General features: G+C 67.4%; 19 protein-coding genes and 1 tRNA gene. 13 read left to right on the top strand and 7 right to left on the bottom strand.

The genetic code is table 11. From position 1 onward, the window contains the following. The first annotated feature begins 82 nt into the window (after positions 1–82). Positions 83–158: transfer RNA gene (locus GGQ93_RS08970), tRNA-Ala, on the top strand. A gap of 14 nt (positions 159–172) precedes the next feature. Here GGQ93_RS08970 and GGQ93_RS08965 read toward each other — a convergent pair. Continuing rightward, positions 173–550, bottom strand: coding sequence for a hypothetical protein (locus GGQ93_RS08965; protein WP_054766780.1), 378 nt, complete (start codon positions 548–550; stop codon positions 173–175). Positions 551–831: 281 nt separating this feature from the next. On the opposite strand from GGQ93_RS08965, the gene GGQ93_RS08960 reads away from it, so the two are divergent. Both GGQ93_RS08960 and GGQ93_RS08955 read left to right on the top strand, forming a co-directional pair. After that, positions 832–3,435, top strand: a complete 2,604-nt coding sequence (locus GGQ93_RS08960) for a TonB-dependent receptor (protein WP_183216490.1) — start codon at positions 832–834, stop codon at positions 3,433–3,435. Positions 3,436–3,501: 66 nt separating this feature from the next. Continuing rightward, entirely contained in the window at positions 3,502–4,335 is an 834-nt protein-coding gene (locus tag GGQ93_RS08955) for a hypothetical protein (RefSeq protein ID WP_182713749.1), read from the top strand. Between the two features lie 4 nt (positions 4,336–4,339). On the opposite strand, the gene GGQ93_RS08950 is transcribed toward GGQ93_RS08955, so the two are convergent. The 3 genes from GGQ93_RS08950 to fsa are packed head-to-tail and all read right to left on the bottom strand — an operon-like array spanning position 4,340 to position 6,663. Then, complete coding sequence (locus tag GGQ93_RS08950) at positions 4,340–5,278, bottom strand: tyrosine recombinase XerC (protein ID WP_183216488.1); 939 nt, start codon at positions 5,276–5,278, stop codon at positions 4,340–4,342. Further along, positions 5,260–5,973, bottom strand: a complete 714-nt coding sequence (locus GGQ93_RS08945) for a DUF484 family protein (protein ID WP_183216704.1) — start codon at positions 5,971–5,973, stop codon at positions 5,260–5,262. The genes GGQ93_RS08950 and GGQ93_RS08945 overlap by 19 nt, the downstream gene beginning before the upstream one ends. A gap of 36 nt (positions 5,974–6,009) precedes the next feature. After that, positions 6,010–6,663: a fructose-6-phosphate aldolase gene (gene fsa / locus GGQ93_RS08940; protein ID WP_054766781.1), complete on the bottom strand. Its 654-nt coding sequence runs from the start codon at positions 6,661–6,663 to the stop codon at positions 6,010–6,012. Positions 6,664–6,693: 30 nt separating this feature from the next. On the opposite strand from fsa, the gene GGQ93_RS08935 reads away from it, so the two are divergent. Next, positions 6,694–8,856, top strand: coding sequence for a primosomal protein N' (locus GGQ93_RS08935; protein WP_183216486.1), 2,163 nt, complete (start codon positions 6,694–6,696; stop codon positions 8,854–8,856). A gap of 28 nt (positions 8,857–8,884) precedes the next feature. Here the strand turns inward: GGQ93_RS08935 and GGQ93_RS08930 are convergent, their stop codons facing one another. After that, positions 8,885–9,298 (bottom strand): Tat pathway signal protein, encoded by a 414-nt coding sequence (locus GGQ93_RS08930; protein ID WP_182713752.1) that lies wholly within the window; start codon positions 9,296–9,298, stop codon positions 8,885–8,887. Between the two features lie 136 nt (positions 9,299–9,434). On the opposite strand from GGQ93_RS08930, the gene ahcY reads away from it, so the two are divergent. From ahcY to GGQ93_RS08915, 3 genes are all read left to right on the top strand, one after another. Then, the gene (ahcY, locus tag GGQ93_RS08925) at positions 9,435–10,826 is read left to right on the top strand and encodes an adenosylhomocysteinase (RefSeq protein ID WP_183216484.1); all 1,392 of its coding nucleotides are present in this window, start codon (positions 9,435–9,437) and stop codon (positions 10,824–10,826) included. A gap of 24 nt (positions 10,827–10,850) precedes the next feature. Further along, positions 10,851–12,056, top strand: coding sequence for a BaiN/RdsA family NAD(P)/FAD-dependent oxidoreductase (locus tag GGQ93_RS08920; RefSeq protein WP_183216482.1), 1,206 nt, complete (start codon positions 10,851–10,853; stop codon positions 12,054–12,056). A gap of 302 nt (positions 12,057–12,358) precedes the next feature. Next, complete coding sequence (locus GGQ93_RS08915; protein WP_054764343.1) at positions 12,359–12,664, top strand: TFIIB-type zinc ribbon-containing protein; 306 nt, start codon at positions 12,359–12,361, stop codon at positions 12,662–12,664. Positions 12,665–12,667: 3 nt separating this feature from the next. Here GGQ93_RS08915 and GGQ93_RS08910 read toward each other — a convergent pair whose 3' ends face one another. Then, on the bottom strand, positions 12,668–14,386 hold the full coding sequence (locus GGQ93_RS08910) for a hypothetical protein (RefSeq protein WP_183216480.1): 1,719 nt from the start codon (positions 14,384–14,386) through the stop codon (positions 12,668–12,670). A gap of 197 nt (positions 14,387–14,583) precedes the next feature. On the opposite strand from GGQ93_RS08910, the gene chvI reads away from it, so the two are divergent. From chvI to GGQ93_RS08885, 5 genes are all read left to right on the top strand, one after another. Continuing rightward, positions 14,584–15,288 carry a two-component response regulator ChvI gene (gene chvI / locus GGQ93_RS08905; RefSeq protein WP_054764344.1) on the top strand — a complete coding sequence of 235 codons (705 nt, stop codon included), beginning with the start codon at positions 14,584–14,586 and terminating at the stop codon, positions 15,286–15,288. Further along, positions 15,257–16,882 (top strand): two-component sensor histidine kinase ChvG, encoded by a 1,626-nt coding sequence (gene chvG / locus GGQ93_RS08900; RefSeq protein WP_183216477.1) that lies wholly within the window; start codon positions 15,257–15,259, stop codon positions 16,880–16,882. The genes chvI and chvG overlap by 32 nt, the downstream gene beginning before the upstream one ends. Continuing rightward, the gene (locus GGQ93_RS08895; protein WP_183216475.1) at positions 16,879–17,313 is read left to right on the top strand and encodes an HPr kinase/phosphorylase; all 435 of its coding nucleotides are present in this window, start codon (positions 16,879–16,881) and stop codon (positions 17,311–17,313) included. Before chvG ends, GGQ93_RS08895 begins: the two co-directional genes overlap by 4 nt. Before the next feature lie 117 nt (positions 17,314–17,430). Next, entirely contained in the window at positions 17,431–17,835 is a 405-nt protein-coding gene (locus GGQ93_RS08890; RefSeq protein ID WP_054764347.1) for a PTS sugar transporter subunit IIA, read from the top strand. Continuing rightward, entirely contained in the window at positions 17,832–18,104 is a 273-nt protein-coding gene (locus GGQ93_RS08885; protein WP_054764348.1) for an HPr family phosphocarrier protein, read from the top strand. Before GGQ93_RS08890 ends, GGQ93_RS08885 begins: the two co-directional genes overlap by 4 nt. Before the next feature lie 12 nt (positions 18,105–18,116). Here GGQ93_RS08885 and GGQ93_RS08880 read toward each other — a convergent pair whose 3' ends face one another. After that, a complete protein-coding gene (locus GGQ93_RS08880; RefSeq protein ID WP_183216473.1) occupies positions 18,117–19,220 on the bottom strand; it encodes a phytase in 1,104 nt (367 codons plus the stop codon). Between the two features lie 238 nt (positions 19,221–19,458). Between GGQ93_RS08880 and GGQ93_RS08875 the strand changes: the two genes are divergently transcribed. Beyond that, positions 19,459–22,305, top strand: a complete 2,847-nt coding sequence (locus GGQ93_RS08875; RefSeq protein ID WP_183216471.1) for a TonB-dependent receptor — start codon at positions 19,459–19,461, stop codon at positions 22,303–22,305. Positions 22,306–22,414 lie beyond the last annotated feature (109 nt).

Below are 22,414 nucleotides of genomic sequence, written 5' to 3'. Positions count from 1 at the left end.
TTGCGCGCACAAGCCCGTTGACACCACGCCCGCCCGCCTTCTATGTCCCGCGCTCGCCTGGAGGCCTGCTCCTGACTGGAACGGGGCCGTAGCTCAGTTGGTAGAGCGCGTCGTTCGCAATGACGAGGTCAGGGGTTCGACTCCCCTCGGCTCCACCAGGCGTCCTTAGAGCCTATTTCAACACCACATAGCCGCGCTCGACCATGCGGCGCAGGGCTTCGTAGACTTCGGCGAGTTCGTCGAAGGCGGTGCGGGCGGCGGTCAGGCGGGCGACCTGGTCGGGGGTGACGGGCGAGCCCGAATGGGCCAGGCGCAGGGCCTCGGCCCCCCATTTGGCGCGGGCGCCGGCGGTCAGGACCGCCAGTTTCTGAAGAGAGGCGGCGTCCAGACCGGTCAGGGTGTGGCCGATCAGCTCCTTATTGGCGACATAGGCGGCGTAGTCGATCTGCTCCAACTGGCCGCGCAGGCGGCGCTGCTCGTGCGGATCGGTGTCCTGCGGTTCGAAATGGTCGCTGTGGCGACGCACGCTCGAAGTCATCTTGGTCGACATGGGCCGGCCCTCCACGGCCGACCAGACGTTTCCGGCGGCCACATTGACAAGAGGGTGCGCCGCTTCGGTTAACGTCCCGTTTGCGCCGAGGCGGCTCAGGTTTTGACAATCGACCGACTGTCGCAATCTCCGCACAGCCTCGGGTCGCAAAGGGCGCGTAGCGGCGAAATCGCCATCGAATCTCCACCCACTGTTGTCGGGCGCGACACAGAACAGACGCCTGCACGTCGCCTCCGCCCCCTATGCGAGCCCCGTCGAAATTCGACGTTGGGGGATAGAACATGTGTTTTTCGTCACAGAGCCGGCAACGGTTTCTGCTCGCCACCACCGCCCTGATCAGCGCCGGACTTGCGGCCAGCGCCCAGGCCCAGGTTCAGGACAACCCGACCGCCGAGGTCGATGAGATCGTCGTGACCGGCCAGCGCGAGGCGCAGCGCGCCGCCATCGCCGTGAAACGCGCTGAGTTCGAGGTGATGGACGCCGTCTCCGCCGACGACATCGGCAAGCTGCCGGACCACAATACCGCCGCCGCCCTGCGCCGCATTCCCGGCGTCTCGGTGATGGAGGATCAGGGCGAGCCGCGCTGGCCGATCCTTCGGGGCCTGGCCTCCACCTACAACCGCACGACCATCGACGGCGCCTTCGTGGGTTCGGTAGATGAAAGCGCCCGCACCGTGCCGATGGACATCGTGCCCTCCGTGATGGCCGGCCGGGTCGAGGTGATCAAGACGGTCACGCCCGAGAACGACGGCAACGCCATCGGCGGCGTGATCAATGTCGCCACCCGCAGCGCGTTCGACGCAGCCAAACCCTTCTTCAACGGCATGGCCTCCTACGGCGTCTATGAACAGCACGGCGACGTCCGCAACGACGATCCGTCGTATCGCCTGGCCTTCGCCGCCGGTCGCCGCTTCGGCGCGGCCGACGAATGGGGCGTGGTGATCGGCGCCTCGCACGAGCAGCTCGACTACGACATTCCACAGGCGGAATCGGCCGCGCCCTCGATCCGCGAATACGACGCGGCCGGCAAGCCGGTGAACTCGGGCGCTCCGACCGGCAACGGAATCCAGGTGCCGACCCAGCTGCGCCTGTTCTGGTACAACAACACCAAACAGCGTTCGGGCGCGAACGGAAAGCTGGAATGGCGGCCGAGCGTCGATTTCCGCTGGGAGGTCTCGGCCCTGTACGCCCGGATGGAGGACGATGAGGAGCGGACCGAGTTCCGCACCGAGCCGGTCGGCAATGTGACCAACCAGACCCGCACCTCGGGAACCTTCGCCACAGGCCGCAACATCATCGGCCTGAACCAGCCCATCACCCGTCGCGAGATCGGCCTGGGCCGCACCGCCTTCCGGTGGGACGCCGCCCCGCAATGGCGGCTGGACGGCGATCTGGTCTATTCACAGGCGGGCTCAGAGACCCCCAACACCTCGATGGAGTTCCGCACGGCGTCGAACGCCAACTTCGGCTTCCGCTACGACACCTCGAACTTTTTCCCGGTGTTCACGCCGACCAATCCGACGGCCTTCCGCGACCCTACCCTGTTCAATCTCCAGCAACGGCGCGTGTCCTTGCTGCGGACCGATGAAGACACCACCCAGGCGCGGTTCAACCTGGCCTTCGACGACGGCGGCGAGACGCGGAACCTGAAGGCGAAGGTCGGCGCCGTGTGGCGCTCCAGCGATCGCAGCTATCGGTCCAGCCGCACCGACTACACGACCAAGCCGGGCTTCATCTACACCCTGGATCAGGTCGATCGTCCGGGGCCGGACAAGCTGATCGAAGGCCAGTATCGTCTGACGCCGCGCATCGACGTCGCCACGGCGGAGGCCTTCTATGCGGCCAACGCGGCCAGCTTCGACGCCAAGACCGCCGCCCCGACCGGCGACTATGACGTCACCGAGGACGTCTTCGCCGGCTACGCCCAGGCCAGCTACAAGATCGGCGACCTGACCCTGCTGGGCGGACTGCGCTATGAGAAGACCGAAGTCAGTTCAGACGCCGCCCGCCTGTCCGGCGGCGTCCTGACGCCGGTGTCGAACAGCGGCGACTACGACAACTGGCTGCCCAGCCTGCACCTGCGCTGGAACCTGCGTCAAAACGTGGTCGTCCGCGCCGCCTGGACCAACACCATCGGCCGGCCGGACTTCGGTTCGCTCGCCGCCAGCGAGAGCATCAGCTTCGACGGCTCGCAGCCGACCCTGTCACGCGGCAACCCCGGCCTGAAGGCGCGTGAGAGCGAGGGTCTGGACCTGTCGTTCGAATACTATCCGACCGACGGGCTGATGTCGGTGGCCCTGTTCACCAAGGACATCGCCAACGAGATCTTCACCCTCAGCTCGGTCCAGAACCTGGACGTGGGCCGGGGCGTGGAGGCGGTGATCGTCTCGACGCCGACGAACGCCGAAACGGCCAAGATTCGCGGCGTCGAAGTCGCCTTCCAGCAGGCCCTGACCATGCTGCCGGCGCCGTTCGACGGCCTGGGCGTCAGCGCCAACGCCACCTTCCTGGACACGGAGTTCACCTTCCTGACCACGGCGGGCAAGCGTCACACGGGCCTGTTCCAGCAGCCTGCGACCACCACCAATGAATCGATCTGGTATCAGCGCGGCCCGATCGAGGCCCGCGTCTCGCACAACTATATCGGCGGCTTCCTGGAAACGATCAACGACACCATCCCGAACGCCGACCAGTATTGGAAGGGGCGCCACGTCTATGACGCCTCGGTCAGCTGGCGCTTCGGCAACGGCCTCACCGTCTTTGTGGAAGGCCAGAACCTGTCCAACTCGGGCCGTCGCGAAGTGACCGGCCCGGGTCGAACCTATCTTCAGGAATCGGCGAACTACGGCCGGACCTACTGGGTCGGCCTCTCCGCCAGCTTCTGATCCCCGCCACGCAAGGGGCCGCCTCCCCCAGGAGGCGGCCCCTGTCCTTTTGAAGGAACCTCCGTCATGCTCGCTTCAATGCTCTTGTCTCTGCTTGTCTCCGCCGCCCAGGCCGCGCCGACGGGCGGAGGCGACGCGGTCGCGCCGATCGTTCTCGCGGGCGAGGCTCAGACCCTGCGTCGCTATGAGGCCGAGGCGCGTCAGGGCGCGGCGGTGGGACCCGATGACGTCTACGCCGTCTCCAACTGGTCGATTGTGCGCTATGACAAGAAGACGGGCGCCAAACAGGCCGAATGGACCGGCGACCGCGCCCGATTTCCGCACATCAACTCCTGCGCCGTGATCGACGGCGAACTGGTCTGCGCCAGCTCCAACTTTCCCGCCGTTCCTCAGATCAGCACGGTGGAGGTCTTCGACGCCGTCGACCTGCATCACAAGCGCAGCGTCGCCCTGGGTCTGGGGACGGGTTCGATCACCTGGGTTGATCGACATGACGGCGCCTGGTGGGCCATGTTCGCGAACTATGACGGTCGCGGGGGCGAGGCGCCGCGCGACCACCGCCACACCACCCTGGTGCGGTTCGACGACCAGTGGCGACGGCTGGAGGCCTGGGGGCTGCCGGCCTCCATTCTGGAGCGGATTGCGCCGATGAGCATTTCCGGCGGCGGCTGGGGACCGGACGGACGTCTCTATCTGACCGGCCACGACCGGCCCGAACTCTATGTCGTCGCCCTGCCCGACGGCGGGGGAGTTCTGGATCATCTGGAGACCCTCGGCATAGAGGCCGAGGGACAGGCGATCGACTGGGATGAAAGCGAGCCCGGCGTCCTCTACGGCATCACCCGGCGAACACGGGAAATCCTGGCGATGCGCACGCCCGTCACGACCACGGCGCCCTGATCCGTCAGGCGCCGCTCGCGCGCGGATGGGCGGCGGAATAGGCGCTCAACAGGCGCTCCGCATCGACGCCGGTGTATTTCTGAGTGGTGGACAGGCTGGCGTGGCCCAGCAGTTCCTGGATGGAGCGCAGATCGGCGCCGGCCCCCAACAGATGGGTCGCGAAACTGTGGCGCAAGGCGTGGGGGGTGGTGCGTTCGGGCAGGCCCAGCCGGCCGCGCAGTCGCTGGACCGAGGCTTGAACGTGGCGCGGGCTGAGCGGGCCGCCCCGCCGAGCCCGGAACAGGGGGTCGGCGGGCTGAAGGATGAAGGGCAGCAGGGCCAGATAGGCGTCCGCCGCCGCTCGCACGGCGGGCAGGACCGGGACGATCCGGGTCTTCGATCCCTTACCGACGATCCGCAGGGAGTCGCCCAAAGGAGCCTCTGCGCGAGTCAGGGATAGGGCTTCGGAAATCCGCAGCCCGCAGCCGTAGAGAAGGCTGAGCACGACGCGGTCGCGGGCGGCCTCCCAAGGCTCCGCGTCGGGATCGGCGTCGGGTTCGGCCAGCAGGCCGCGCGCCTGGTCCTCGCTGACCGGGCGGGGCAGGGCCGGCTTGATCCGCGGACCCCGCACCAGAGCCAGCTGGGGGGCGGGCGTGTCCAGCCGCCGGTCCAGGAAGGCGTGAAAGCCCCGGACGGCCGACAGGGTCTGGCTGAGGGATCGGGCCGCCAGGGGGTGATCGCCGCTGCGGCGGTCGGCTAAATGCGCACGCACCTCGGCGGCGGTGATGGTTCCCATGGCCTTCAGCGTCAGGGTCTCGCCGCGATGGCGTTCGAGAAAGGCGACATAGAGCCGGCCGATGTGGCCATAGGCCTCAAGGGTGCGGGGCGACAGCCGTCGCTCGTGCGCCAGATGCTCCAGCCAGGCGAGCAGGGCCTCGGCGGCGGTCAGTTCAACACCGGCCATCGCTCGGCCATCCGCTCGACCACCCGCGCCAGAAAGGCCGCCAGTTCGCAGCCCATGTTGGGGGTGAAACCCTCGGGCTCGGGCGAGCCGAAGGCGCACAGGCAGGATCGAGGCGGCTCGCCCGGCGTCAGATGCGGGGCCATGCGGACCAGGGCGACGGACTGGACCTGATCCCCGGCCGCGCCGAACAGGTCCAAGCCCTCGAACATGGGGCCGAGCCAGGTCAGGCCGTGTTCGCCCAGCAGATTGTCCACGGCGCCTGGCTCGAGCGCGCGCCAGCCGAACGGCACGCCGCCCGGCTTCTCCAGGGCGATGGCCGCGCCGGCCAGGCCGAACCGGCCCTGGGCCGCCGCATCCAGCCGTCGCGCCAGGTCGGAATGATTGCGCGCCTCCATCAGATCCAGGGCGGCCACATGCGTCTGGGTCTGGGCGGCGAAATTGGCGCGGGCGATCATCTCGACCTCGCGCCGGGCGCCGGCCTCGCGCTCGACCACCGCCTCGAGGCGCGTCAGGGCGGCGGCGCCGAACTCGACCACATTGCGTCCGTGCGGACGCAGGCCGATCTCTTCCAGCAAGGAACGATCGTCCAGCAGGGTCTGGGAATGGGTCTGGAGCCAGCCGCGCACCTCGGGCCAGGTCAGGCCGTCGCCCAGATGGGGAACCGGCTGCGCTTCAGCGGTTTCGAAAAGGTCCAATGAGCCGCTCAACAGACCTTCTCCGTGACGCGTGAGTTACAGGATGGACTGACCGGTCTTGGCCCAGTCCGCCACAAAGGCATCAAGACCCTTGTCGGTTAACGGGTGCTTTACCAGGGCTTTGAAAGTGTCGGCGCCGAAGGTGGCGGCGTCCGATCCGGCCACGGCGGCGGCGGCCACATGGGCGACGTTGCGCAGCGAGGCGGCCAGGATCTGGGTCTCGAAACCATGGACGTCGTACATCACCCGGATTTCTTCCAACAGGGCGATCCCGTCGGCGCCATTGTCCTCCAGCCGCCCGACGAAGGGCGAGACGAAGGTGGCGCCGGCCTTGGCCGCCAGCAGGGCCTGGGCGGCGGAGAAGCACAGGGTGACGTTCGTCTTGATCCCCTTGTCGGTGAAGACGCGGCAGGCGCGCAGACCGTCCCAGGTCAGGGGCAGTTTCACGACGACGTTCGGAGCGATGGCCGCCAGCTTGTCGCCTTCCTTGACCATGGTCTCGAAATCGAGCGAGACGGCCTCGGCGGAAATCGGGCCCTCGACCAGGGCGCAGATTTCGGCGATGACCTCGGCGATGTTCCGACCCGACTTGGCGATCAGCGACGGATTGGTGGTGACGCCGTCCACCATGCCGGTGGGAACCATGTCCTTGATGACAGCGACGTCGGCGGTATCGAGAAAGAGTTTCATGGACGGCTTCATAGCCGAGGGCGCAGTTCGGTGAAAGTCGCCTCGGTCCTCATTCCCCTGCCGGTGCCGGAAGCCTTCGACTACGAGGTTCCCGAGGCGCTGAGCCTGGCGCGCGGCGATCAGGTCGCCGTCCCCTTGGGGCCGCGCCTGATCCGGGGCGTGGTGGCCGAGGTGTTCGAGACCACCGGCTCGAACCGGCGGCTGAAGGCGGTGGACTCGAAGCTGGACGACCCCGCCCTGCCGGCAGGGGTGATGGACTTTGTCGAATGGGCCGGGCGCTGGACCCTGTCCCCGCCCGGCGAGATGGCGGCCACCGCGCTGAAGGGTCTGCGCGCGCCGCGTCCCCGGCCGGAACGGAGGGTGCGGCGGGTCGGCGACCGCCAGCCGGCCCGCGCCACCCCCGCGCGAACGAGCGTGCTGGAGGCCCTGGGCGTCCGATCGATGACGGCCGCCGATCTGGCGCGGGACGCCGGGGTGTCGGCGGGCGTGGTGAAGGGATTGATCGACGAAGGGGTTCTGGAGATCGTCGAGATCGCCGCCGAAGCCGCCTTCGCCCGGCCCGATCCCGACCATGCGCCGGCGACCCTGAACGGCGACCAGGCGGCGGCGGCTTCAGCCCTGGCGGCCGGAGCGACCCAGGGCGGGTTTCGACCCTTTCTGCTGGACGGGGTCACGGGGTCCGGCAAGACCGAAGCCTATCTGGAGGCGATCGCGCGGGTGCTGCGCGCCGATCCGGCGGCGCAGATCCTGATCCTCTTGCCTGAAATCGCCCTGACCCAGGCCCTGATCGAACGGATTGCAGCCCGCTTCGGCGCGGCCCCGGCAGAGTGGCATTCCGGCGTCGCCCCGCCCCGCCGCCGCCAGGTGTGGGAGGCGACCATCGCGGGCCGTTGCAACATCGTGGTCGGCGCCCGGTCCGCCCTGTTCCTGCCCTTCGTCAATCTGCGGCTGATCATCGTCGACGAGGAGCACGACGGCTCGTTCAAGCAGGAAGAGGGGCTGGTCTATCACGGCCGGGACCTGGCCGTGGCGCGGGCGCGGATCGAGGGGGCGGCCGTGGTCCTGGCCTCGGCGACCCCGTCGCTGGAGACGCTGTGGAATGCGCAGAACGGCCGCTACGACTGGTTGAAGCTGGGCGCGCGGCATGGGACCGCCGTCCTGCCGGACATCGACCTGATCGACCTGCGCGCGGCGCCTCCGGATCCGCAGACCTGGCTGTCGCAGAGCCTGAGGGAGGCGATCGGCGAAACCCTGGCGCGCGGCGAACAGACGCTGCTGTTCCTGAACCGGCGCGGCTATGCCCCCGTGGTCCTGTGCCGCGCCTGCGGGCACAGGCTGACGGCGCCGGACACCGACAGCTGGCTGGTCGAACATCGCTACACCGGCCGACTGGTCTGTCACCTGACCGGCTTCTCCATGGCCCGGCCGAAACTCTGCCCGTCGTGCGGGGCCGAAGACAGTCTGGTCTCGGTCGGTCCCGGCGTCGAACGGGTCGAGGAGGAGGTGCGCCAGCTGTTTCCCGAGGCGCGGACGGCGGTGTTCAGCTCGGACACCGCGCCCGACGCCAAAGCGGCCCGGGCCCTGATCCAGCGGATGACGCACGGGGAGATCGACATACTGGTCGCCACACAGGCGGCCGCCAAGGGCCACAACTTCCCCCGCCTGACCCTGGTCGGGGTGGTGGATGCGGACCTGGGCCTGAGGGGCGGCGATCTGCGGGCGGCCGAGCGCACCTATCAGCTCTTGGCCCAGGCGACGGGACGGGCGGGCCGGGCGGATCGGCCGGGACGGGCCCTGTTACAGACCTGGACCCCCGAACATCCGGTGCTTCAGGCCCTGGCGGCCGGCGACCGGAACGCCTTCGTCGAGGCGGAGATGGCCGAGCGGGAGGCGGCGTCCCTGCCCCCCTTCGGCCGGCTGGCGGCGATCGTCCTGTCCAGCGAGAATGCTCAGGCTGTGGAGAAGACCGCCGCCGACCTGGCCCAGGCCATTCCCAACGCCGAACGGCTGGAGGTCTATGGCCCCGCCGACGCGCCCCTGGCCCTGGTGCGCGGGCGGCGGCGCAAGCGGCTCTTGGTGCGCGCGGATCGCGACGTCGATCTGCAAGCCTTTCTGCGTGCCTGGCTGCAGCGGGTGAAGGTTCCCGCCTCGGTCCGGCTGGCCGTGGACGTCGATCCCTATTCCTTCCTCTGATACGCGCCCGCCCGTCCGAGACGAGCGGTCAGATCGCCATAACCGTGCCCAGCAGCAACCGGGCGCCGGGGCGGCCCAGGGTGGCGTTGGTCGCCGCCTGCAAGGCGCCGGCCAGGCGGTCGATGTCGGGCGCCGCGCCGGGCCGCAGGCCGGCGGCGAACTGCTGAGCGGCGGTGTTATAGGCGGCGCGCAGACGCGGCGCAGACTGCTGGGCGCGAAGGCGCAGGGCGGCGTCGGGCACGTCCAGACCGGTTTCGATCGACAGAACCCCTCGGCGCCCGGCCAGCCCGGCGATGGAGGCGGTGACGACCGGCAGTCGGAAATAGGTTTCGGCGGAGGCGCCGCCGCCCTCCTTGCTCGAAGAGGCTGCGGCGGGCTCCGGCGAGGCCGAGGCGGCGGCCGTTGCGACAAGGGCGAGACCGAGGAGGGCGCGGCGTTCCATGGCGTGACCCTAACGCGCGGCGCTTAATAAACGGCTACGCCCTCGCATATAAGGACATCCTTATATGTTTATTGCTCCTTCAGGCCTGCCGGGCTATGAGGCGCGCAATACCCCCTTACGGCCAGGAGCCCCTGCCATGACCGACTACATCATCCGCGACATTGCTCTGGCCGACTGGGGCCAGAAGGAAATCGCCATCGCCGAGACGGAGATGCCGGGCCTGATGGCGCTGCGCGCCGAGTTCGGCAAGGACCAGCCGCTGAAGGGCGCCCGGATCGCCGGCAGCCTGCACATGACCATTCAGACGGCCGTTCTGATCCAGACGCTGGAAGCCCTGGGCGCCGAGGTGCGCTGGGCCTCGTGCAACATCTTCTCGACCCAGGATCACGCCGCCGCCGCCATCGCCGCGGCCGGCACCCCGGTCTTCGCCGTCAAGGGCGAGACCCTGGAGGAATACTGGGACTACGCCCACAAGATTTTCGAATGGGCGGACGGCGGCTATCCGAACCTGATCCTGGACGACGGCGGCGACGCCACCCTGCTGTGCGTGCTCGGTCCGAAGGCCGAGAAGGACCCCTCGGTCCTCGACAACCCGACCAATGAGGAAGAAGAAGCCCTCTACAAGGTCATGAAGCGGTATCTGAAGGAGAAGCCCGGCTTCTATTCGGCCATCCGCGACGCCATCGGCGGCGTGTCGGAAGAGACCACCACCGGCGTGCACCGCCTCTACCAAATGTCGGAACGCGGCGAGCTGCCCTTCCCGGCCATCAACGTCAACGACAGCGTCACCAAGTCGAAGTTCGACAATCTGTACGGCTGCCGTGAATCCCTGGTCGACGCCATCCGTCGCGGCACCGACGTCATGCTGTCGGGCAAGGTCGCCGTGGTCTGCGGCTACGGCGACGTGGGCAAGGGCTCGGCCGCCTCGCTGCGTCAGGGCGGCGCCCGCGTGATCGTGACCGAGATCGACCCGATCTGCGCCCTTCAGGCCGCCATGGAAGGCTATGAGGTCCAGACCCTGGACGACGTCGCCGACAAGGCCGACATCTTCGTCACCGCGACCGGCAACAAGGATGTGATCACCGTCGATCACATGCGCCGCATGCGCAACAACGCCATCGTCTGCAACATCGGCCACTTCGATTCTGAAATTCAGGTCGCGGGCCTGAAGAACTTCAAGTGGGACGAGATCAAGCCCCAGGTCCACCACGTGGAATTCCCGGACGGCAAGAAGATCATCCTGCTGTCGGAAGGCCGTCTGGTGAACCTGGGCAACGCCACGGGCCACCCCTCGTTCGTGATGTCGGCCTCCTTCACCAACCAGACCCTGGCCCAGATCGAACTCTGGACCAACAAGTCGGCCTATGAGACCAAGGTCTACACCCTGCCCAAGCACCTGGACGAAAAGGTCGCCGCCCTGCACCTGGGCAAGCTGGGCGCCAAGCTGACCGTGCTGAACAAGGAACAGGCCGATTACATCTCCGTGCCGGTCGAAGGGCCGTTCAAGCCCGAACACTACCGCTACTAAGAACCGCCTCCCGGAGCCGGTCTCGTGAGCCGGGCGTCGTTCGACGTCCTGGTGGTCGGGGCCGGCGCCGCCGGCATGATGTGCGCCGCCGAGGCCGGGCGGCGCGGCCGTCGGGTTCTGGTCGTCGATCACGCGGCCAATCCCGGCGAGAAGATCCGCATCTCCGGCGGCGGACGGTGCAACTTCACCAATCTGGGCTGCGGGCCGGCGAACTTTCTGGGTGAAAACCCCCGGTTCGCCACCTCGGCCCTGCGCCGGTTCACGCCCCAGGACTTTATAAAGCGGGTCGATCAGGCGGGCATCGCCTGGCATGAGAAGACCCTGGGCCAGCTGTTCTGCGACGGCAGCGCCAAACAGATCGTGCGACTGCTGACCGACGCCCTGGCGGAGGCCGGGGTCGAGCTGCGGATGAGGACCGGCGTCGATCGGATCGCCCGAAAGGGCGAGGGCTGGTCGATCGGCCTGTCTGACGGGTCCGAGATCGCGACGGCCTCGCTGGTGGTCGCCACAGGCGGAAAGTCCATTCCCAAGATGGGGGCGACCGGCTGGGCCTATGAGGTCGCGCGGCAGTTCGACATCCGCGTGACCGAGACCCGTCCCGCTCTTGTGCCGCTGACGTTCGAGGCGGGCCTGCTGGAGACCCTGGCGCCGCTCGCCGGGGTTGCGGTGGAGGCTCGCGTGGCCTCGGCCCCGGCCGAGAAGATGCGCAGGGCCCGGTTCGACGAAGCCATGCTGTTCACCCACCGCGGCCTGAGCGGTCCGGCCATACTTCAGATCAGCTCCTACTGGCGCGAGGGCGAGCCCATAGTCGCCGCCATGGCCCCGGATCACGACGTGTTCGAGGCGCTGAAGGCCGCCAAGGCGGCGAACGGACGCCAGGCGGTCCACACCGCCCTGTCCCAGATCGTGCCGCGTCGGCTGGCCGAGAACCTGTGCGCGCGCGAAGGCGTGGCGGGCAATCTGGCCGATCTGTCGGACAAGGCCCTGCGGCGACTGGACCAGGCGGTCAACGCCTGGACGGTGAAACCGGTGGGGTCCGAAGGCTACCGCACGGCCGAGGTCACCCTGGGCGGGATCGACACCGCCGCCCTGGACCAGCAGACTCTGGCCGTGAAGTCCGTCCCCGGCCTCTATTTCATCGGCGAGGCGGTGGACGTCACCGGCTGGCTGGGCGGCTATAATTTCCAGTGGGCCTGGTCTTCAGGCTGGGCCGCCGGTCAGGTCTGCTAGAGCCTGATCCGTTGAGGAGGAACCGCTTCGCGGTTCCGCTGAAACGGTGAATCAGGCTCCAGATTAAAGCGAGAGCATGATCAAGCCGCGCCCTGTGGCGCCACGACGCATGGCGGCGCAGACGCCGACCCCCTAGCTTGGGTTTGCGGAACGGGCCCCTCTGGCGTCGTCGCGGCCGGGTTCCCCTCCCCTGGGCGTGCGATGCGATGTCGGACCGCACGGGTGCATCGACGCGACGGGTCTCGGACCCCCTGCCTTCCCGTCGCGTCGCACCCGATCGTCAACCGACCCGGAGCCCCGCCATGCCCCTTCTGATGTGCCCCAACGACAACAGCCCGATGCAGAGCCTGGATCGGAACGGCGTCCAGTTCGACATGTGCCCGACCTGTCGCGGCGTCTGGCTGGATCGCGGCGAGTTGGAAACCCTGATGGCCTCGGCCGTCGATGAAGGACGCGCCGCCGCCTCCGCCCCCTCGCCGCAGACCCGCCCCTGGAACGCGCCGTCCGACTATGGAGAGGTCAAGGGCTACAGGGACGATCGCCGCCGCGACGACGGCTATCACTACAAGAAGAAGAAGCGCGACAGCATCTTCGACATTTTCGACTGACGCCTAAAGCCGAATCCCGGCGGCCGGCATCAGGGCGTTCAGCGCAGCCGACGCCTCCGGCTCGACGCTCAGGGCGTCCTTGACCTCGGAAGCGCGCAGCATGCGCAGCGCTTCCGTCCGGGCGCGATCGGCGGCCGGTCCCAGAGGCGCCGTTTCGCCGGCCGCCATTCTCAGCAGGACGCCCAGCTTCTGCGTCACGGCGGCCGAGGCGCGGGCGATCTGGCTGATCAGGCCGGCGTCCGCCTCCAGGGTTCCGCCCAAGGTCCCGATCGAGGCGGCGATCTCACGCTCGTCGATCTCTCCCAACTGCACCGCGCGCACCGAGCGCTGCAGCCGCGCCAGAGTGAGCAGTTTCTGCGAGGCGTTCGGACCGCCCGGCGTCGATTGCCGGAGCTCGGCCTCAAGCCTCACCGATTTGACGCAGCCGCTCAGCCATCGCGCCGCCGCCCGCTTGTTGGCGGCGCCGGTGACATTCTCGCAAAGCCGCGTCAGATGTTCGGCCTCGACCAATACGGTCGCGCATGACTGAACATAGGAGGCGACGAAATCGGGCGTGACCAGGCTCCTGGACCGATCGACGAAGGCGTTCTGCACCTCCTCCAGGGTCAAAAGCCGACCCGAGGCGGACGTCAGGGCCATAGCCAGGGTCCGAAGAATATCGATCTCGCCCGCCGGATCAGAGGGGCGCAGGCGGCGGGAACTGGACAGTTCGCGCGTTATGAATCGGGCCAAGGCGGCCGACAGACGCGGAAAGTCGCCGGCGGCGATCCGGCTGCCGAGCCGGGCTGCGGGGCCATCCACGGTCGGGGTCAGAAGCCCCATCCGGGGATCCACGGCGATCAACCGCTCCACCTCCTTGGGCGCCACCATCCGCACGAGGGCCGCCAGACTGGCGCCGAGATCCAAGGACGGCCCCAGGATGTCAGCCAGATTTGACCGGATCGCCAGCATCTCCGTCGCAATCTGCTCGACGACGCTCACCACCAGGGCGCGCGGCGGCCCTTCCGTCGGCGCGCCATCCATCAGATCCATCAGCCGGTCCAGCCGCGCCCGTGCGCCCTGACGATCGGCCAGGGCCTGGGCCGCCACGCCGCCCATGATGAAGGCTCGGTCGGCCGATCCCGACAGGCGATGGGCCACATCGGCGATCGAAAGATCGTCCAGTGACGGAAACTGGCCGCTTCGGCCCGCCTTCATCAGCTGGGAGATCGTGGCGTCGGCCAGCCGCTGGTAGTGGCGCACCATCCCATGCAGATCCTGGCCGCCGGCCTGGCTTTCGGGCACGGCCACCTTCTGAACGGCATGTTGAAGTTCGACGCCCGAGGCGTCCAGCCGTTCCGCCAGATCCGGCCGGTGCAGAAGCTCGAAGGCGGTCACCCCGTGCCGCTTCAGCCAGTCCTCGAGGACGCGGCCGATCAGGGCCCGAGCATGGGGCGCATAGAGTTCCTTGGGCGAGCCGCAGGCGGGACGGGCCGCCGCTTCCGGCTTCTTCTTCGACTTTTCTTCCGGCAGCCCGAGATTCAGAATCGTCAGGCTGTTGAACTCCATCGTCTCTGGGTCCAGCGTCTCCTTGGTGACCCGCACCGCGACCGCCTGTTTGGCCTGAAACTGCTCTTCGGCGGTTTCCAGCGCGGCTTTTCGGTCTTCGGTCGCGATCAGCAGGGTCCAGGCCGCCGGGGCGGTCCTTCGGACATAGACTTCATAATGGATTGGGCCGGCCATGCGACCACCCTAAGCGCCAAGGCTTTAAGGCGGGGTTGCCCGGTAAATTGTCAGTTTCTGAAGGATCCGCCTATCGCCGTCGTTGAAACCTGCGGCTTGGCGGCCCATCTGTCTTGGCCCTAATGTAACCGCGATCGAACGGTTACGCTTGCCGTCCGTTCTCGGTTTCGGGAACGGGAAGTTCAGGAGAAGACCCCTTGGCCAACATCACCCTGGTCGATGACGACGAGAACATCGTGACGTCCGTCTCGCTGGCGCTGGAAAGCCATGGCCATAAGATCACCGCCTATCACGACGGTGCATCGGGTCTGGCGGCCTTGGAGAGCACGCCGCCCGATCTGGCCATTCTTGACGTGAAGATGCCGCGCATGGACGGGATGGAGGTGTTGCGCCGGCTGCGCCAGACCTCGCAGCTCCCGGTCATCATGCTGACCTCCAAGGATGAAGAGATCGACGAGATCCTAGGCTTCAACCTCGGCGCCGACGACTATATCCACAAGCCGTTCAGCCAGAGGCTGCTGATCGAGCGGGTCAAGGCCCTGCTGCGCCGCACCGGCGCCGACGGCGTCGAGCCCGAGCCCTCGGCCGAGGTGTCCGGCAAGGCGATAAAGCGCGGCAAGCTCAGCATGGACCCGGCGCGCCATGAATCGACCTGGGACGGCAAGCCGGTGAAGCTGACCGTCACGGAATTTCTGCTGCTTCAGGCCCTGGCCCAGCGCCCCGGCTTCGTGAAGAGCCGCGACAATCTGATGGACGCGGCCTATGACGACCAAGTCTATGTCGATGACCGCACCATCGACAGCCACGTGAAGCGGATGCGCAAGAAGTTCCGCGCCGTGGACCCCGAGTTCGACGCGATCGAGACCCTGTATGGCGTCGGCTACCGATACCGCGAAAGCTGATCTTCCCGGCCGCGAGACCGAGGAAGAGCCTCATCGACGGCCGCTGTTCCGCTTCGGCGGCTCGCGGCTCGGCGGCTTCATCCTCGCCCTCAACCTGCTGAGCCTGCTGATCCTGTTCGGCGGCGCCCTCCTGCTCAATGAATGGAGCAAGGGGTTGATTCAGGCGCGCCAGGAATCGCTGAAGGTCCAGGCCGAACTGCTCGGCAATGTGCTGGGGCAGCTCAGCATCACGCGAGGCGAGCCCACCCCGGAGCTGGACGTCGGCGAGGCGGCCCGCTGGCTGCGCGACAACTTCGTGCCCGAGGGGCAGCGGGTGCGCCTGTACGACATCAACGGCCTGCAGGTCATCGACAGCTATCAGGTCACCGAAAACATCCCCGGCCAGGCCTTGCCGCCCGCCCGCCCGGCGGGCTCCAAAGCGCCCGGCGATCTGGCGCGCGTCAACGCGCGTCGGGCCGAACAGAAGGACGCGGCGGAGCGCGAGGTGACGGCCGAGGTGGAGCTGGCACTGGCCGGCGCGCCCCAGACCACGCTCCGGCGCAATGAGTCGGGCGATCGCGTCGTCTCCGTCTCCATTCCAATCCGACATGTGCGTCAGGTCTTGGGGGTGCTGACGCTTGAGGCCGGCAATGTCGATGAGATCCTCGGCGCCCAGAGGCGCGCCCTGGTGCCCTTCGCCCTGGTGGCCCTGGGGGTGAATCTCCTGGCCTCCCTGCTGCTGCATCTGTTCGTGGCGCGACCGATCATGCGGCTTTCGGCGGCAGCGGACGGGGTCAAGCTGCAACGGGCCCGATCCATCTCTCTTCCCGATCTGGAAGACCGCAAGGATGAGATCGGCGACCTGGCCCGGTCGCTGGAATCGATGACCGACACCCTGTCCACGCGGATGGACGCGATCGAACGGTTCGCCGCTGACGTGTCGCACGAGATCAAGAACCCCCTGACCTCGATCCGCTCGGCCCTGGAGACCCTGCCCCTGGTGAAGACGGACGCTCAGCGCGAAAAACTGACCGCCCTGCTGCAGCAGGACGTGCGGCGCCTGGATCGGCTGATCACCGACATATCCAACGCCTCGCGGCTGGATGCGGAACTGTCGCGCGATCGGCCCCGCCCCATCGCCCTGAACACCCTGCTGAGCGACATCGTCAACGTCTATGAGACGACGGCCAAGCCCGGCGACATTCCGGTCCTGTATGATCCGCCGGCTCAGGCGCTGCGGGTGGTGGGGCGCGACGGGCCTCTGGGCCAGGTCTTCCGCAATCTGATCGACAACGCCCGCTCCTTCAGTCCGGCCGACGGATCGGTGCGCGTGACCCTGGAAGAGACGGAGGGCGAGCTGCCGATCCGGATCCGCATTGAGGATCAGGGGCCGGGGGTGCCGCCCGAAAATCTCGAGACGGTATTCGAACGCTTCTACACCTCGCGACCCAGGGGCGCGGCCTTCGGATCGAACTCAGGTCTGGGCCTGTCCATCGTCCGCCAGATCGTCGAGGCGCACGGGGGACGCGCCTGGGCGGAGAATATGACGGAGGGCGACCGCATCCTGGGCGCCCGCTTCGTGGTGGCCCTGCCGGCGAACGGCCGCCGTCCGTGACCGAGGCCGCCCCTATCCACGCAACCACGGTGGCCCGGCGCGGACCGGACGAGGCGGCGTGGCGGGCGGTGATGATCCTGGGGCCCTCAGGCGCCGGAAAAAGCGATCTGGCGCTGCGGCTGATCGGACGCGGTTGGCGACTGGTCAGCGACGACTACACCCGTGTCTGGGCCTCAGGCGGCTCGCTTTACGCTACGGCGCCCCAGTCGATCGCCGGCCGGATCGAGGCGCGCGGGGTCGGAATCGTGTCCGCCAGAACACGTTGGGTCGCCCGTGTCGTCATGGCCGTCGCCTGCGCGCCCGAGGCGGTCGAACGCCTGCCCGAACCGCAAACCCGCCGGTTCGCGGGGGTGGATCTGCCGCTCCTGGCGCTGGACCCCCGCCCCCCATCCGCCGTCGAGATGGTCGCAGTCGCGCTCGGAACGCTTTGAACCGGCGCGCAACGAGTCTATGACACGGCCCTTGCGGTCCCGAGGTGGGCGCGTCCGGCCTCCCTGTCGGACAGGGAGAGGTCCGGGGATGGTTCGGGGGATGCGAGTGACGTTCTCATGATTGGCCTTGTTATCGTCACCCACGGGGGACTGGCCTCGGAGTTTCTTTCGGCGATGGAGCATGTGGTCGGCCCGCAGCGCGGGGTGGCGGCCATCTGCATCGGCCCCGAAGACGACATGGAGCGCCGTCGGCGCGACATCGTCGACGCCGCCGCCGCCGTGGACGACGGCGACGGCGTCATCCTGCTGACCGACATGTTCGGGGGCACGCCGTCCAATCTGGCGATTTCGGTGATGGAACAGACCCATGCCGAGGTCATCGCCGGGCTGAACCTGCCCATGCTGATCAAACTGGCCAGCGTGCGCGGGCGTGAGACGCTGGAGGCCTGTGTGGCCCATGCCCAGGACGCCGGTCGCAAATACATCTCCGTCGCATCCTGGGTGCTTGCAGGCGAGAAATGAGCGTCACCGCCACACTGGACATCTGCAACGCGCGGGGGCTGCACGCCCGCGCCTCAGCCAAGTTCGTCAAGCTCGCGTCCAGCTTCGACAGCGAGATCCATGTCTCGCGCGACGGCGTCACCGTGGACGCCCGGTCGATCATGGGCCTGCTGATGCTGGGAGCCGGGATCGGCTGCCAGATCGAGGTCTCAGCCGAAGGCTCCGACGCTCAGGAAGCGATTGAGGCCCTGACGGACCTCGTCGCCCGCAAGTTTGACGAGGATCAGTAGAACCGGCGGGTCCTAGAGCCCGAGGGCGCGGCGGATGTCGCGCCAGTCCACATATTTGAAATTCTGGGTCCCGACGTCGTTCACATCGTCCTGGACCACCACCACCCCTTCGGGGAAGGGGCCGACCGCGCCGCCGGCGGCGGCCAGGCCGTCGGTGCCGGTGATCCCGTCCACCGCCCCGTCCACGACCTTGAACCGCCCCTTGTATTCGGGCGCCGCGCCGTCGATGCGCCAGACGGGGAAGGTCGAATCACCCTGGCTGGAGGCGATCAGATAACGTTTGTCTCCATCGGTCAGGGTCGTCAGCCCTTCGGCGTCGGCGACAAGGCGGTCCTTTGCGATCGGCTGGACCAGGGTGCGCGCGGCGCCCGTGGCCGGATCGAGGCCATAGCGCCACAGGCCGACGTTCTCTTCGTTAATATAGAGGGCGTCGGTCGCCTCGTCGGCGGCGCAGCCTTCGGAGATCGAACCGATCTCGGCCCGGCGCACCTCGCGCGACGCCGGACGGCCGGCGGCGTCCACGCTCAGGATAAACTGGCGCAGCTCGCCCTCATGCCCGACCAGGATCGCATGGACCTCATCGCCCCGACGCGCGAAGCAGAAACCATAGGGTTCGACCACGTCCGTAGCGACGGCGCCCCAGGGCCGCACGCGGTTGTCGCCGGTTCCCGCCGGGTCGAACAGATACAGAGACACCCCCGTCTTGCCCGGCGTGCGGTCGCTGGCGCCCAGGACGATCTGCGGACGGCCCTCGACGGTCAGACCTTCGACCAGATCGACGTTGTTCAGCAGGCCCTCCGGCAGGAATTGCAGGATCCGCCCGTCGAGACCGTAGATGTAAAGACCCGACTTCTTGTCCGTGCCGGCGACGAAACCGAGCGTGGTCTGGCCCCCGACCGTCACCGGGGTTGACGACGCCCAGACGGCCGGGTCGTCGGCGGCGTCCTGGCCCGCCGTGCCGACCGAGGGGGTTTCCAGCACCGCCTGAACCTCCGCCCCCGGCCCCACGAAGCCTTCGCCTTCGCCCTGGAAATCCACCTCATGGGTTGCGCAGGCCGCGAGCAGGAGTGCGGCGATCGAGATCCCGGACCAAACGGCGCCTAGATTGACCTTCATGATATCCCCCCTAAGGAATGAGAAGCGCCTGATCCGCAAGACGCCGCACGGCGTCAACGGCGAATGAGTGACGTTTTCGAGACGACAGAACGATGATTCGCCAGCCTACTGACGATTTGTCACACCAGCGACGCCGAACCGATCCGCAAGCGTCGCTGAACCGTCGCGATCCTTTCGCCGCTCGGCGCTAAGCGCGGCTGTATTCGTCGGGATTGAACCCGGCATTGGGGACATCGTCATGAAATTCCATCTCCTCGCGGGCGCCTCGCTCGCGTCGCTCGCCGCTGTGACCGCCGCCCTGCCGGCTCACGCCTATGAGAGCTCCGCCCTGGCCGCCTCGGTCGCTGTCGCCGGCGAAGTGGTTCACGGACGGGTCACCAACGCCGCCGGCGACGCCCTCCCGGGTGCGGAGGTGGTCGTTCGCGCTACCGGCCAACGCGCCGTGACCAACACCCAGGGCGAGTTCGACCTGGTTCTGCCGACCGGTACGGCGGTTCTGGACGTGCGCTACATCGGCCAGCCCTCGGCCAGCCAGACCGTCAATGTGGTTCAAGGTGGAACCGAAGTCGCCATCGCCCTGGGCGCGGCTGAGGCCGCAACGGTCAGTGACGTGATCGTCACCGGCGTCATCACCGACGGCGTGGCCCGTTCGCTGAACCAGCAGAAGAACGCCGACGGCACCGTCAACGTCCTGTCGGCCGACGCCATCGGCCGCTACCCTGACCCCAACGTCGCCGAATCCCTGCAACGCGTCCAAGGGATCGCCATCCAGCGCGACCAGGGCGAAGGCCGCTACATCAACGTCCGCGGCGCGCCCTCCAGCTTCACCGCCGTTTCGGTGGATGGCGTCGCCATCCCCGCCGTGTCCCCGACGACACGTGCGGTCGATCTGGACACCCTGCCCAGCGACATCATTTCGACCGTCGAGGTTTCCAAGACCCTGCGTCCCAGCCAGGATGCGGACTCCATCGCCGGCGCCGTAAACATCAAGACGCGCTCGCCCTTCGACCAGCGCCGTCTGGCGGTCAGCGGCTACGCCGGCGGCAGCTACAATGACTACGGCGGTCAAGACTATCGCGGCGGCCTGACGGCCTCCAACGTATTCGGCGCCAACCAAAACTTCGGCGCCCTGGTCTCGCTGAGCTATTCCGAAACCAACCGCCGCCCCGACAATGTCGAGAACGGGTGGGTCCTGATCAACCGAACGACAGCCCAGGGCGGCGGTCAGGTGTGGGGTCTGGAAAACAGCCTGTTCAAGGATTATGAGACCGAGCGGACGCGCAAGGCCGCGACCGGCGCCCTGGAATGGCGGCCCAGCGAAGCCACCCGAGTTTGGCTGAAGGGCTCCTACGCCCAGTTCCGCGACGACGAGTTCCGCAACACGCTAAATCTGACCTATAGCGACGGCGCCCTGCAACCCGGCTCGACCGACACCAGCGCGACCTTCAACAACGCGCGCATCTACAAGCAGCTTCGCCACCGCACCCAAGAGAACGACATCTCCACCGTCTCGCTCGGCGGCGAACACACCTTCGCCAACGGCCTGGTGTGGGACGCGACCCTGTCGTTCGCCAACAGCGAACAGACCTATCCCCATCGCGATGAACTGGTTTATCGCTCCTCGGCCACGCAACTGTCCTACAATACGGCCGACCATTACCAGCCGACCTATTCGGTGTTCAGCGAGCCCACCGGCTTCTATCTAAACGCCGGCAACTACAGCTTCCGGGAAAACACCTTCCGGTCCAACTCGACCGAACAGGACGACGTCGCCTTCAAGACCGACCTCGAACTGCCCACGGTCATCGGCGGGCGCGAAGTCGAGCTCAAGTTCGGCGCCAAGTACAGCACCCGCGAAGTGACGGCCGATGAGGAGCGTTTCCGCGACCGCACCGCCGCCGCAAATCCTGGCGCCTTGGCTACGCTGCTCAGCGATCGTCCGTCGCAAAACTACGACTACAACCTCGGCTTCAAGTTCGACGCCGGTCTGGTCTCCGACTATTTCGATCGCATCCGCACCACCTCGACCAATCCCGATCCGGCCGCTGGAGTGCGTCGCGTTCCTCAGTCGATCACGGCCGACTACACCGCCGACGAAGACATCCTGGCGGGCTACGCTCAGGCCAAGTTCGACCTTGGTGCAACCAATGTCCTCGTGGGTCTGCGCGTCGAGAAGACGGACTTCGAAGGGTCGGCGACCAGCGTCGCCCTGTCGGGCGCCCAGACCCCGGTCACGGTCGATCGCGATCAGACGGACTTCTTCCCCAATCTGACGCTGCGCCACAGCTTCAGCGATCAGCTGATCGGACGGTTCGCCCTGACCCGCGCCATCTCGCGCCCGGACTATACGGACATCGTGCCGCGCGTTCTGGAAACGACCGACAGCGGCCGCACGACCGTGACACGGGGCAATCCCGATCTGAAGCCGACCCTTTCGAACAACGTCGATCTGGGCCTGGAATACTATCTGCGTCCGTTGGGCGTGGTCTCGGCCAACGCCTTCTACAAGGACCTGTCCAACTACCGCTTCACCCTGGTGACGGACAATGTGCCCTACGTCACCCCGACCAGCACGGTCGCCCAGGTGACCGAGGCCCGCAATGCGCGCGACGGCCACATCGCCGGCGTCGAGTTCAACTGGCAGCAGACGTTCGACTTCCTGCCGAGCTGGGCGTCCGGCTTCGGCGTCTTCGCCAACTACACCCTGACGGATGCGGAAATCAAAACCAGCCGCGCCTTCGCCGGCCGTGACACCTTCGCCCTGCCGGGTCAGTCGGACGAAACCTACAACGCCGCTCTCTTCTATGAGCGGTACGGGTTCAGCGCGCGGATCTCCTACACCCACCGCGGGGACTTCCTGGAGGCGATCGACGCGACCAATCCGGGCAAGGATCTGTATGTCGAAGGTCGCGGTCAGCTGGACTTCACCACCAGCTACGACTTCGGCAACGGCGTCGAAGTGTTCGGCGAGGCCAAGAACCTCACCGACTCGGCGGGCGTCCGCTACTACGGGGTCAAGGAAAGGACCTATGAGTACGAGAAGTTCGGCTACAACGTCTTCTTCGGCGTTCGCTTCAAACTGTAAGGCTCAGCCGAGCCGCGAATGGAAGGGGCCGGGCGGCGACGTCCGGCCCCTTTTTCGTTGGGGCTGAGAGGGTTGGAACGGCTTGACGAGGCCTGTCGCGATGTCGTGT

It is taken from the genome of Brevundimonas aurantiaca (genome assembly GCF_014199955.1).
In the GTDB taxonomy this organism is placed as follows: domain Bacteria; phylum Pseudomonadota; class Alphaproteobacteria; order Caulobacterales; family Caulobacteraceae; genus Brevundimonas; species Brevundimonas aurantiaca.
This window is presented reverse-complemented; position numbering and strand designations above follow the sequence as displayed.